Annotated in this window: 13 protein-coding genes; 3 read left to right on the top strand and 10 right to left on the bottom strand. The window is 63.1% G+C overall.

Going from position 1 to position 12364, the window contains the following annotated elements:
• Nucleotides 1–30 precede the first annotated feature (30 nt).
• The 4 genes from NKH05_RS11765 to NKH05_RS11750 all read right to left on the bottom strand — a co-directional run bounded on the left by NKH05_RS11765 (nt 31) and on the right by NKH05_RS11750 (nt 2682).
• Complete coding sequence (locus tag NKH05_RS11765; protein ID WP_023719268.1) at nt 31–369, bottom strand: ArsR/SmtB family transcription factor; 339 nt, start codon at nt 367–369, stop codon at nt 31–33.
• A 173-nt stretch (nt 370–542) separates the two neighbouring features.
• Nucleotides 543–1349, bottom strand: a complete 807-nt coding sequence (locus tag NKH05_RS11760; protein ID WP_198030492.1) for a HugZ family pyridoxamine 5'-phosphate oxidase — start codon at nt 1347–1349, stop codon at nt 543–545.
• Nucleotides 1321–2082: a 3-hydroxyacyl-CoA dehydrogenase gene (locus NKH05_RS11755; RefSeq protein ID WP_352642757.1), complete on the bottom strand. Its 762-nt coding sequence runs from the start codon at nt 2080–2082 to the stop codon at nt 1321–1323. Before NKH05_RS11755 ends, NKH05_RS11760 begins: the two co-directional genes overlap by 29 nt.
• Nucleotides 2083–2145: 63 nt before the next feature.
• A complete protein-coding gene (locus tag NKH05_RS11750) occupies nt 2146–2682 on the bottom strand; it encodes a GNAT family N-acetyltransferase (protein ID WP_352482039.1) in 537 nt (178 codons plus the stop codon).
• A 272-nt stretch (nt 2683–2954) separates the two neighbouring features.
• Here NKH05_RS11750 and NKH05_RS11745 point away from each other — a divergent pair, with 272 nt between their 5' ends.
• Nucleotides 2955–3944: a glutathione S-transferase family protein gene (locus tag NKH05_RS11745; protein ID WP_353025425.1), complete on the top strand. Its 990-nt coding sequence runs from the start codon at nt 2955–2957 to the stop codon at nt 3942–3944.
• Nucleotides 3945–3954: 10 nt separating this feature from the next.
• Here NKH05_RS11745 and NKH05_RS11740 read toward each other — a convergent pair whose 3' ends face one another.
• Both NKH05_RS11740 and NKH05_RS11735 read right to left on the bottom strand, forming a co-directional pair.
• Nucleotides 3955–4428 carry an ABZJ_00895 family protein gene (locus NKH05_RS11740; RefSeq protein ID WP_352591686.1) on the bottom strand — a complete coding sequence of 158 codons (474 nt, stop codon included), beginning with the start codon at nt 4426–4428 and terminating at the stop codon, nt 3955–3957.
• Between the two features lie 93 nt (nt 4429–4521).
• The gene (locus NKH05_RS11735) at nt 4522–5019 is read right to left on the bottom strand and encodes an NUDIX domain-containing protein (protein WP_352642764.1); all 498 of its coding nucleotides are present in this window, start codon (nt 5017–5019) and stop codon (nt 4522–4524) included.
• Between the two features lie 53 nt (nt 5020–5072).
• Between NKH05_RS11735 and NKH05_RS11730 the strand changes: the two genes are divergently transcribed.
• Nucleotides 5073–6017: a metallophosphoesterase family protein gene (locus NKH05_RS11730; protein WP_353025514.1), complete on the top strand. Its 945-nt coding sequence runs from the start codon at nt 5073–5075 to the stop codon at nt 6015–6017.
• A gap of 76 nt (nt 6018–6093) precedes the next feature.
• On the opposite strand, the gene NKH05_RS11725 is transcribed toward NKH05_RS11730, so the two are convergent.
• The 4 genes from NKH05_RS11725 to leuA form a co-directional block, all read right to left on the bottom strand.
• Complete coding sequence (locus tag NKH05_RS11725) at nt 6094–6711, bottom strand: hypothetical protein (protein WP_023719260.1); 618 nt, start codon at nt 6709–6711, stop codon at nt 6094–6096.
• A gap of 132 nt (nt 6712–6843) precedes the next feature.
• Nucleotides 6844–7647, bottom strand: coding sequence for an alpha/beta fold hydrolase (locus tag NKH05_RS11720; protein ID WP_352918998.1), 804 nt, complete (start codon nt 7645–7647; stop codon nt 6844–6846).
• A gap of 185 nt (nt 7648–7832) precedes the next feature.
• Entirely contained in the window at nt 7833–9623 is a 1791-nt protein-coding gene (locus tag NKH05_RS11715) for a tetratricopeptide repeat protein (RefSeq protein ID WP_352919000.1), read from the bottom strand.
• 142 nt (nt 9624–9765) lie between these two features.
• Complete coding sequence (gene leuA, locus NKH05_RS11710; protein WP_352919018.1) at nt 9766–11442, bottom strand: 2-isopropylmalate synthase; 1677 nt, start codon at nt 11440–11442, stop codon at nt 9766–9768.
• A gap of 591 nt (nt 11443–12033) precedes the next feature.
• Between leuA and NKH05_RS11705 the strand changes: the two genes are divergently transcribed.
• Nucleotides 12034–12348 carry a nuclear transport factor 2 family protein gene (locus tag NKH05_RS11705; protein WP_353025423.1) on the top strand — a complete coding sequence of 105 codons (315 nt, stop codon included), beginning with the start codon at nt 12034–12036 and terminating at the stop codon, nt 12346–12348.
• The last annotated feature ends 16 nt before the right edge of the window (nt 12349–12364 follow it).

Raw genomic sequence — 12364 nt, 5'->3', positions numbered from 1 at the left:
GGCATCCTCCGCTCCGGCCGCCCCGGCCAATCAGGTCCCGGCGCGACGCAGCCGGTGAGCCATCTGCGACAGTTCACCTTCGCCGAAAATGCCGTCCAGCATGTGCAGCAGTTCGCGTACCGCGCCGGATTTGCAGGAATAATAGATCATTTGCCGGTCGCGACGGGTCTCGACAAGGTCGGAAGCCCTGAGCTTGGCCAGATGCTGCGACAAAGCGGATTGGCTGAGCGACACTTTCTCGGCTATGGCGCCGACCGACATTTCGCCCTCGGCCAGATAGCTCATGATCAACAAACGTTTTTCGTTGCCCATCAGCGTCAGAAACGCGGCCGCGGCTCCGGCGTTGGCGACTAGCTTGTTCGAGACCATAGATCCCCCATGCCTTCCTGCTCATCCGCCGCTATGGGGGCAATAGCGTCGGATTCCATAGACTTTCCCTATAGATGCACGCCAGCGATTCAGCGTCACTCGCAAAGGTAGAACATTTCGCTCAAATCTCAAGGCTTGCTTTCCATGCAAGCCGATTAACTGTGCGGCTGTGATCAATTTGCCGATCGGGCAGCCTTTGCCATGTCGACCAGGACAGGCCTGAGGTCGCGTGCCGCCTGCAGCGGATTGGGAAAAAAGACCCGGCAGACATTGTCGCCGGATACGAGATCCATCCCGTCGGCGTCGAAGCCGGTGACGATCCAGCCGTCGCGCTCGGCCCCGCCGAAATGACTTGCGTAGAGGGCAATCGCATCGAGATGGTCGGCGTTCATGTGGTCGAGTGCCGATTGCTCGCCGGCGGCAAGCTCTTCAACGATTGCTCCCGTCGCGACCAGATCGGCGCGTTCGAGCAGATAGGCCTTGCCGAAGCCGCCGTTCAGGCTGGCGCGCTCCGGTTCGAGCCGGAAGATCGAGAAGTCGCCGAGCCCGGCATAGAGCTTCGCCTTGGGATTGCGGTTGAGGTAGCGCCGCTCGGCGCGGGCGTGTTCGTTCGATCCGCGTTCGAGCCGTACGGCGCGGCAGACGAGCGTCAATCGCGGATGCGCCAGCGGATCGCCCTTGCCGGGTTCGCCGACGAGCAGCGAGCAGCGCGGGTCGGCAAGGATAGCGCCGGTATGGGCGGACAGCATCGACACCAGGATCAATGGCGTGCCGTCGATGTCGGTGGCGACACCGACCCTGCTGGCCAGCGGCGAACCGGTTCCTGGCTCGAGCACTGCCAGCGCGCCGAAACGGGCGCTGCGGATCAGCGTCTTTGCCAGCCTGATCGCCTCGGCGTCGGTCGCGCGGATCACGTCTTTCCTGGGTTCGTCCAAAGCACCACCGTCGCGTTTACTTCGGCGCCATGCGGATGGCGCCATCGAGGCGAATGGTCTCGCCGTTGAGCATCTGGTTCTCGATGATGTGCAAGGCAAGTGCGGCATATTCCGAAGGCTCGCCCAAACGGGAAGGGAAGGGCACTGCCGCACCGAGCGAATCCTGCACCTCCTGCGGCATGCCGGCCATCATCGGCGTCCTGAAGATGCCGGGCGCGATGGTGCAGACGCGAATGCCGGAGCGGGCGAGATCGCGCGCCACCGGCAGCGTCATGCCGACGACGCCGCTTTTGGATGCCGAATAGGCCGCCTGGCCGATCTGGCCGTCATAGGCGGCGACCGATGCGGTGTTGACGATGACGCCGCGCTCGCCGCCCTGCAGCGGCTCGAGCTTCGCGGTCCGGTCGGCAACCAGGCGGATCATGTTGAAGGTGCCGATCAGATTGACCTCGATCACCTTGCGGTATTGGTCGAGCGGATGTGGTCCGTCCTTGCCGATCGTCTTCATGCCGATAACGATGCCGGCGCAATTGACCAGGATGCGCGGCTCGCCGAGCGTCTCAGCCACTTCCGCGACAGCAGCGGCACCGCTTTCCGCGTCGCTCACATCGCATCGGACGGCAATGCCGCCGATGTCGGCCGCCACCTTGGCCGCCCGCTCGATGCCGAGATCGAGGACGGCAACCCTGGCGCCGCCGGCGGCAAGAGCGCGCGCCGTCGCCTCGCCAAGGCCGGAGCCGCCACCGGTGACGATCGCAATCTGGCCGTTCGGGTTCATCTCGACGTCCTCCTCCGAGCCCAGACTATTCTGCCAAGCCACCGTGCGACAGCGCCGGCATGGTCACGCCATCGCCGCGATGTGCTCGCCAATCCTCGCCTGGTCGGCGTGGCAAACCTCGCCCACCAGCCTTGCCACTGCGCCCGGCACGATCTCGTGCGCCAAAAGCCGGTCGAGGTCGACCGGACGCGGCATCGAGATCTGCCCACGCGGCAGCCTCTTGAAACCGAGCGGACCGTAATAGGGTTCGTCGCCGACCAGCATCACGGCCGGCGCGCCGGCTTTGGCAGCGGCTTCGAGCGCGATTGCCACCAGCCGGCGGCCGATGCCGAGGTTCTTGAAGGCCGGCTGCACGGCGAGCGGCCCTAGCATCAGCGCGCGGCCGGCGCCCGCGGCGATGCGTGTCATCCGTACCGAGGCGACGACGGTTGCGCCGTCGACGGCCACGAAGGACAAAGCCCGTTCATGCGGGCCACCTTGGCGGATCCTGTAGGCAGCAAGCACGAAACGGCCCGGCCCGAAGGCTTCGTCATTGATGGCTTCGATTTCAGGATCATGCGCCGGAGTTTCCGGCAGGTATTTCACGTCGGCAAGGCTCATGGTCTTTGCGTTCCGGTATGCGAGGAAAGGTTTGCTGCAAGCGGCAGCGTTCGCCAGTCAGCGCTTCATCAAGCGCGGGCGCTCTTTCGTCGTCGGTCGAACCGGATCAGGGCAAAGTCGAACATGCGGATTGTCCGCTAGCACCAATTTTCAGCCGCCGCAATCGGCCGGTTGCGCTCGACGACGCAGCTGTTGACGATCTGTTCAGCGCTGGCGATTTCGGCAGGTCCATTTCATGCCCTACATCAGGCAGGAACGCGAAAGGACATTTCATGGGATTGCTAGTCGAAGGCCAATGGCAGGACCGCTGGTACGATACCGGGGAGAGCGGCGGCAAATTCGTGCGGGCGCAGTCGCAGTGGCGCGACTGGGTGACCCGCCACGGCTTCCCGGCCGAAGGGCGAAAACGTGGCTTCAAGGCCGAGCCCGGCCGCTATCACCTCTATGTCTCGCTCGCCTGCCCGTGGGCGCATCGGACGCTGATCTTTCGCGTGCTCAAAAAACTCGAGGACGTGATTTCCGTCTCGGTCGTCCATCATTTCATGGGCGCCGACGGCTGGACGTTCCTGGCCGAGGACGGCGCGACCGGCGACACGCTCTACGGCCTCGATTTCCTGCACCAGATCTACACCAGGGCCGATCCCGGCTATTCGGGCCGGGTCACCGTTCCCGTGCTGTGGGACAAACGCGAGCAGACCATCGTTTCCAACGAATCCTCCGAGATTATCCGCATGCTCAATTCGGCCTTCGACGAATGGGGCGATGCCAAGCTCGATTTCTATCCGCAACCGCTGCGCGGCGAGATCGATGCGGTCAATGCGCTGGTCTATCCCGCGGTCAACAACGGCGTTTATCGTGCCGGCTTCGCCACCACGCAGCCAGCCTACGAGGAGGCGTTCGGCGAATTGTTCTCCACGCTCGACATGCTGGAGGACCGTCTGTCAAGGCAGCGCTATCTCGCCGGCGGCCGCATCACCGAGGCGGATTGGCGGCTGTTCACGACACTGGTCCGCTTCGACCCGGTCTATGTCGGCCATTTCAAGTGCAATCTGCGCCGCATCGCCGACTATCCGAACCTGTCGAATTATCTGCGCGACCTCTACCAGGTGCCGGGCGTCGCCGGCACGGTGAATTTGCACCACATCAAGTCGCACTATTACGGCAGCCACGAGATCATCAACCCGACACGCATCGTGCCGGTCGGGCCTGAGCTCGACCATGGCGCGCTGCACGACCGCAACAGGTTCAGGAAGGCGGCGTGAGACCGGCGCCCTAGCGGAAGGTTTCTGAGTCCATCTTTGCCCTTCTGACGAGATCAGCTTTCAATGTGGTATTTCCAAATCGATTGGAGTAGCCGAGCGACGTTGCCAGGAACGCCACGATGCCGCCGATCATGACGATCTGGACCGACATCTGGAGCGGGATTGCGCGAAACGATCCCGACAGCAGAAGCACGGCCATTCCCAAACCCATTTCTATCAGGCTTGAGAAACCGACCATTTTCCAGAATTCAGTGCGAGTAAAAAGCCGAGCATGTCGCTTTATAAAAACGAAATATGTCACGAATGCCGCAAAAAGTTGTATTGCGAACTGGATGCCTCTTCCACTTTTTTCCAACCTGGATGGATCTATCCCAAGGACCATTGTCGAAATTAAGGCTGTAGCAAGAATTGTTGTCACAGTAATTACCGTGTAAAGTGAGATATATAGTACGATTCTAAACCTGTCGTTTTGGCTATGTTTCATTTTTCTCTTATCGCCTAATATATATATTTCTCTCGGAGAACAATGGATGTTGCCGGCCTAAAGCGAAGCAGCCAAAGCTGTTGGAGAGATGATCTACCAGTAAGGCGATGCCGAATTCCCCTCAAAAACTTCGGCAATCCGCCGCAGCGTCGCCGGTGTCGTGCCTTCCGGCAAGCGGTCGAGCGGAAAGAAGCCGGCTTCGGCGATCTCGCGGTCGGGCAGCTTGGGTGCTGGCTGGTCGAACTCCTCGACCAGATAAAGGCCGACATGATCGCGGCGGCTGGCGCGGCGGTTGAAATGCAGCGATTTCAGCACCGGCGGTCCGGTCAGCGCGATGTTGCCTTCCTCGAAGACTTCGCGCGTCAGCGCCTCGATCATCGTCTCGCCCAACTCGACGCCACCGCCGGGCAGGTGCCAGCCAGGGACATAGGTGTGGCGGATGAGGAAGACGGAATTGGAAGGGCGGTCGTGGATCAACCCGCGCACGCCGAGCGTCATCGGCCGCCGCAGTACGAAGTACAGGTGAAACAGCCTTGCCCTGAAGCCCGGCCAGCCGGTCTGGCGCAGGGCTTGCTCCGGATCCGGCGTCATCGTCCGCGAAACCGTGAGTGGAAAGCCGCGCGCGCCTCGCCTATGAAGAAAAGATGTTCAGGCTCGCGCATATTTCCGATGTCCACCTGGGGCCGCTTCCCGATGTAACCTATCGCGATCTCGCCTCCAAGCGCGTGGTCGGTTACGTCAATTGGCAGCGTAACCGCCGCCGCCACATGCACGACGCCGTCATCGACACGATCGTCGCCGACATGAAGGCCAGCGGGCCGGACCATCTCGCCATCACCGGCGACCTGGTCAATCTGGCGCTCGACGGAGAGATCGAGATGGCCAAGCACTGGCTGGAGACGCTGGGCTCGCCCAATGACGTGTCGGTCGTGCCGGGAAATCATGATGCCTATGTGCCGGGCGCCTTCGACAAGACCTGCCGGTCCTGGGCAGCATGGATGACGGGCGACGGCGTCAATACGCCGGTCGACCGCAACACCTTTCCCTATCTGCGCGTGCGCGGCGATGCTGCGCTGATCGGCGTCTCCACGGCGCGCGCCACGGCTCCGTTCATGGCCAACGGCTTCTTTCTGGAAGGCCAGGCGGAAAGGCTGCGCGACATGCTCGACGCCACAGGCAAGCGCGGCCTGTTCCGGGTGATCATGATCCACCACCCGCCGGTGCGCGGCGCCGTTTCGCAGAACAAGCGGCTGTTTGGCATCTCGCGCTTCCACAAGGTTCTTCACCGGCACGGCGCCGAGCTTGTGCTGCACGGCCATTCGCATGTGCCGTCGCTCTTCTTCATCGGCGCCCGCAAGGCCAAAATCCCGGTGGTCGGGGTCGCCGCCGCCGGGCAGGCCCCTGGCAGTTCGCATGCGCCGGCGCAATACAATCTGCTCGACATCGACGGTGAAAAGGACAATTGGCGGATCAAGCTGACGCGCCGCGGCTTGACCGGGCCGGCATTGCCGCCCAGCGACCTGCAGACACTGGAGCTTGGCGTCGAAGCCGAGGCGTCGATGGCCAGAGTAATTCCGGGAAAAGTGTGAAACGGTTTTCCGTCCGGAATTGCGTCAAACCAAAGAGATAGAGCGGTTCAGCGTTTCCGTGAAACGCTGAACGGCTCTAAAAGCTGATTTTCATTGCGACAATGCGGTCCCAGAACAGCACGAGCGAAATCGCCAGGCCGACCAGGGCGCCGGCGGCGATCAGGCCCAGGCCCGAGAAGAAGGCCGACCAGCCGTTGCTGCGCGCAGGGACATGCAGCGGCGGCTCGGCTTCCACCACTAGGGCGCGTTTCAGGCCGGCGACGGCCTGCTCGATGCCGCCTTCCATCATCCTTTGGCGTTCGACGACGCGCTCGGCGACATAGCGCGTCACCTGATCGGCAACGACCTTCATCTCGGTCGACTCGGCGAGCACGACGCGGCCGATGCGCGTGTCCTTGAGAAAGCGGTAGGTGCGGCGGTCGCGTCCCATGGCGACATGGCTGACGGCGTCGATCCACAGCCTTGGCTGCAGGCCGGACGAGACGGCGAAGTCGAAACTGTCCATGTCGGTGGGTACGTCGCCGAACACCGGGGCGAGTTCGGCGGCAAGCAAATCGAGCCGCATGCGATGCGCTTCGCGCATGTCAACGACGACGTCGTCGCGGTCGGCGAAGGCGTTCTTGACGTCGCGAATGGCATCGGACAGTTTTCGCGACTGATCGATCTGGGTGATGTTCTCGCCTGCATCCTTCATCGGCGTTGCCTCGCGGGTTGGTTAACACCGAATTAACACAGCCGCCGGCAAAATGCACTTGCGAGATCGATGGGTGGGCAAGGGTTCGCTGGAGCAGCACCAGCGCCGCCGCCGTGCCTGTGCGAAGACCGATTAGCTCGCCGCAGCGGCGAATCCCGGACGAAGCCGCCTGCTGCGGCGTCGCATATTGCGACGGATGGCCGCGGCGATCAGGCCGGGCGCTTCCTCGACCAGCATATGGCCGGCTTCCAGCACGTGGTGCAGATGAAAACGCTTCGGCAGGCCGTCCGCTTGGCTGACAGGCAGCACCGCGTCGTCCGTCCCCCAAACCACCATCACCGGCATGTTCAGCGTTTCAAGCCGTTCGCTCGGGATGACACCTTGCCGATCATCCCTGGTCATTGCGGCTGCGAGCTCGACAAGTGTCCCCAACTGGCCGGGACGCTGGCGCATCTCGTTGAGGAGATCGACCCGGTGCTGCGGGGGCTGGCTTTGCGGTCCCGACATGGCGGCAAGGCAGGCGCGGATTTCGTCGGTGCCGGCAGCGGCGGCGTAGCGGCGCAGCAGCGGGCCATTGATCTCAGGACCAAGACCGCCCGGTGCCAGCAGCGTCAGCGAGGCCATTCTTTCGGGCTCGCTCAATGCCATCAGGGCGGCCACGGCGCCGCCCATCGAATGGCCGACGAGATGGGCCCGCTTTATCCCGCGTGCGGAAAGGTCCGCAAGGACGGCACTGGCTGCGATCCTGGCCGGACCGCCGCCCGGAAAATCGAACGACAAGCCATGACCCGGCAGATCATAGGCCAAGGTCCGCGCGCCCGGAGCCAGAGGCGCGACCACATCGCGCCAGTCGTCGTGGCAGCCACCGAAGCCATGCAGGAAGACAATCGTCGTCGGGCCGGTGCCCCGTTCGGCAGCGTAAAGGGATCGGGTCATGCAAACTTAATGGGTTTGTGCCGGGATCAGTCCGGATGCCGGGGGGATCAGTCTTTGTGCCGCGATTGGTCTTTATGCCGCGATGGGTTTGGGCCGGTTCAATCGTGTCTGAATTGCGCTTTGGCCGTGCGGATGGCCAGTAAAATTTTCGCGATCAGCTGACGTCGTGCACGCGCCGGAAGACGTCAGCTGGCACCGCCAAGCCCGGCGGCGCGCAGGGCCTCTACCAGCCGGTTGGTCAGATCGGCGGGATATCTTCGCTCGACGAACGTTGCACGCGGATCGGCTGCGAATTTCGGGAATTTGGTGGTCAGTTCCTGCAGCAGCCTGCTTGCCAGCTTTTCGCGGCCGGCAGTGTTGGCACCGATCAGCCGCGCCGCCAGATAATGCGATTTCATTTCCGTCGTTCGCAAGCCGTCGCTGGCAAGCGTCGCCTTGTTCATGTCGCCCATCATGAACTCTCCTGCGAACAGCCCGTAATCCCACCATGTCGGATGGGCGCTGGCGATATCCACCGCGTGAGCAAGGATCGGGGTGCCCTCGCTGTACCTGCCGGCGAAAACGAGCCCGTAGCCATAGGCGGCGGCCATTGCGAGATCGTAGGGATTGAGTTCGTAGGCCTTGCGCATCCAGCGGATCGATTCCTCGGAATTGCCGATGCGCGAGTTGAGATAACCAAGGGCGCGGTGCGCATAGGGGCTGGTGGGGCCCATCTGAATGGCGCGATGGGCAAACATCATCGCCTTTTCCATCGTCGCGTCGGCGGGGTAGGGATAATGGTCGGTGACCGCCTCCAGATGCAAGGACGCGAGTTCCGAATAGACGAGCGATGACTTCGCCTCCCGGTTGGCAAGATCTTCGAGGCAGCGGTAGGCGGCTTCGTGCGTCTGCGCGTTCTGGTCGAGATAATATTTGCCGTTGAGCACCAGACACGCCGTCAGCCCGGTCTGGATGCCGCTCTGCTCGATGTAATTGTAGATCGTGCCCGAGGCGGGAAGAGCCGAGCTCAAAATGCCGGAGATTTGGTCCTCGATAGCGGTGTTTGCGCTGTCGCCGGCGGTCAGGTTGCGTGACAGCAGCACGCGGCCGGTCGCCACGCTCTGCAGCTCGAGCATAGTGTCGCCGCTGCGCGGCCCGGGCAGGACATCGAACACGAAGCTGGCGGCGTCGGTAAGTGGATCGGGCGGGCTGTCGGCATCACGACCGATGAAGTTGATGGTATCGAAGCCGCTAAGGCCGGCGCGCAGTGATGCAGCGACACGGCGAGCCACGTCGCTGTCGGCCTTGATGGCAATGTAAACCTGGGGGAGGGTTTCAACCGGAGGCGCCGCTATGCTGCCGGTCGCCACCGCGGTCTCGACCGCCGTGTCGCCGCCGGTCAGCAACACCACGCTGCCCTGGCGAAGGATCAGCACACCCAGCATGAGGATGACCAGCGCGATCGCCAGCCAGAAGAACTGCAAATGGCGCTGCAGCGACGGTGCAGCGGGGCTGAGCGCTGGAACGCTCAGCAATGCAGCCGGATGTGCCCGGTTGCGGGCATCCTCCGAGGATCCGGGCGGGGCGCTCGTCGCCGCGTCCTCTGTCGCCGGCTGCGGCTTGCTCTCTGCCTCGGCCTCCGCCGGCAAGCGAATGGCATTGAGTTCGTAGGATGGAACATAGCCGCCGCGCGGAATGGCGATGCGGACCGGTTCGGCAACGCCCTCGTTGGCGAAGTACTGCTGTAGAAGCTCGCGCAGCCTGCCGGCCTGCACCCGCACCACCGCATCGGTCGACGGATCGAAATCGCCGTCCTTGCCAAAAACGTCCATCGCTATGGAGAAGCCCTTGAGCCGGTCGGCTTCGCCTGCCTGCTCGCGCTCGACCAGGTAGCGGAGCAGCTTGCGCGCGCGCTCGGATCGTCCGAACGTTTCGCTGGCCAGCAATCGCTCCAACGTTTCGCGCACTGCGGGGGCGGCAGGCGTGGTATGCTGCAAGTGTCGATCCCTTCGAATTCGGCACAGGTTGAGGTACGATCATATAGCGCTGGCGCCGCCTTACAAGCATGTGCTTATGGTGCGATAGCGTACCCACCGGATAAATATCCGGTGGCTGATGGCGCGGGCCTGGCAGTTTCGGCTAGCCGCCCTTCCGGCCGACGATGCGGTTGGCGGCCGAAACCACGGCTTCGAGCGAGGCGGCGACGATATTGGTGTTGATGCCGGCGCCGAACAGCTTGCCGCCCGGATGTTCCATCTCGACATAGGAAATGGCCGAGGCATTCGAGCCGCGCTGCATGGAATGCTCGGAATAATCGAGCACCGACATCGGCACCCCGACATGGCGCGACAGCGCATCGACGAAGCCGTCGATCGGGCCAGTACCGGTGCCGGATATGGTCACCTCCTTGCCCCCGTCGAGGATCACCGCTTCGACCACGCGCCGGCCCTTGACCTCGGTGTCGGGGTAGGTGTGGTGGTCGAGGAACTTCAGCCGCGCGCCGGGCTGGTCGACATAGGTGTCGAGAAAGCGCTCGTAGATGCGCTTGGCCGGCACCTCCTTGCCTTCGGCGTCGGTGATCGCCTGGATAGCCTGGCTGAACTCGATCTGCAGGTTGCGCGGCAGGTTGAGGCCGTAATCCGCATGCAGCACATAGGCGATACCGCCCTTGCCGGACTGCGAGTTGATGCGGATGATGGCTTCGTAGCTGCGGCCGACATCGGCCGGGTCGATCGGCAGGTAGGGCACCTCCCAGTGCGGCGTGTTGGCCTTGCGCAGCGCCTTCATGCCCTTGTTGATGGCGTCCTGGTGCGAGCCGGAAAAGGCGGTGTAGACGAGCTCGCCAACATAGGGATGGCGCTCGGGGATCTTCAGCTGGTTGGAGTATTCGTAGACGTCCTTCATGCGGTTGATGTCGGAGCAGTCGAGCCCGGGATCGACGCCTTGCGTGTACATGTTGAGCGCCAGCGTGACGATGTCGACATTGCCGGTGCGCTCGCCATTGCCGAACAACGTGCCTTCGACGCGGTCGGCGCCCGCCATCAGGCCGAGCTCGGTGGTGGCGATGCCGGTGCCGCGGTCATTGTGCGGATGCAGCGAGATCAACAGGTTCTCGCGGTTGTCGAGATTGCGGCACATCCATTCGATGCGGTCGGCATAGATGTTGGGCGTCGACATCTCGACCGTGGAGGGCAGGTTGATGATCAGCTTGTTTTCAGCCGTCGGCGTGACGATCTCGGTGACGGCGTTGCAGATCTCCAGCGCCACGTCGAGCTCGGTGCCGGTAAAGCTCTCCGGCGAATATTCGAAACGGTAGCCGCCGCCGGCCTTCGCCGCCATGTCGGTGATCATCTTGGCCGCATCGGTGGCGATGCGCTTGATGCCGGCGACGTCCTTCTCGAAGACGACGCGGCGCTGCAGCTCGCTGGTCGAGTTGTAGAAATGGACGATCGGGTTGGTGGCACCCTTGAGCGCCTCGAAAGTGCGGGTGATCAGTTCCGGCCGGCACTGCACCAGCACCTGCAGCGAGACGTCGGCGGGCACGTTGCCTTGTTCGATGCACCAGCGGGCGAAATCGAAGTCGGTCTGCGAGGCCGACGGGAAGCCGATCTCGATCTCCTTGAAGCCCATGTCGAGCAGCAGGGCGAACATGCGCGCCTTGCGTTCCTGGCCCATCGGATCGATCAGCGCCTGGTTGCCGTCGCGCAGGTCGACCGAGCACCAGATCGGCGCCTTGTCGATCACTCTCGAAGGCCAGGTGCGATCGGCAAGGCCGACGGTCGGATAGGGCTGGTATTTGCGGGCGGCGTCCGGCATGCCCTTTACCGCAGGCTTGCTGATTTCCTCTACATTCAGGCGGATATCTTCTCGTGCGTTCATCGTCGTTTCTCCCGGCGGCTCGCGGATCCAGCTTCAGGCGGATTGGTGGCGAGCGGCGCCTTTACCAGAATTTCGTTCGCTTGATGTGACGTGCCAATTTGTGACTGGCCAAGGAGCGTGCGCGTGAGCGGCAATTCGACCGCCGGGCGCTCCTTCAGCGAACCCGGCGATCGCCGATAAGGCCGAGAAGCAGCAGGGTGGAGGCAAGCGCGCGAACGGTCTGGCCGGCAATGCCGGTCGGGCGGGACGCAAAAGAGGTGGCGCGCGGGCTCATGGCGGATTTCATACAGGAGCGGGCAAAGCGAGGCAAGTGGGAGCCTCGCCGTCGCAGAAGCTGCCGATCTCCCCCCGCAAGGGGGAGATTGGATGTCGCCTTGGTTTTCGCCAACATTCAAAGTTGAGGGTGGGGCAACTTTGTTCTTGCTTTGTGCCGGCAGCTATGCTACTAATCTGGCTATGGTGCTGATTGGCGCCGAGGACCCGCCGTCGAGGCGGGTTTTTTATTTCCGGCACCTCCCAGGAGGAAACATGACCGCACCCGATCCGATCCGCCGCTTTGTCGAAGCCACCAATGCCGGCGATAGCGAAGCCTTCCTGGACAGTTTCACGCCCGACGCCTTCCTGAGCGACTGGGGCCGGTCGTTCAAGGGCCGCGAGCAGATTGCGCGCTGGAACCAGTCGGACAATATCGGCGTGCAATCCAGGCTCCGCATCGTTCGCGTTGCTCCGGCGGGCGAGAGCTATCACGTGCGCATTGCCGTCACAGGCAACGGCTTCAACGGCGAGGGCGACATGGCGTTCACCCTGGACGGCGAGCGCATCTCCAGCCTGGTGATCAGCTGACGCGCTGCCCGGCTGG

Source organism: Mesorhizobium sp. M1399, assembly GCF_040317735.1.
GTDB lineage: Bacteria > Pseudomonadota > Alphaproteobacteria > Rhizobiales > Rhizobiaceae > Mesorhizobium.
Note: the sequence above shows the minus strand (reverse complement) of the source record. Positions and strands in the feature narration are given on the sequence as shown.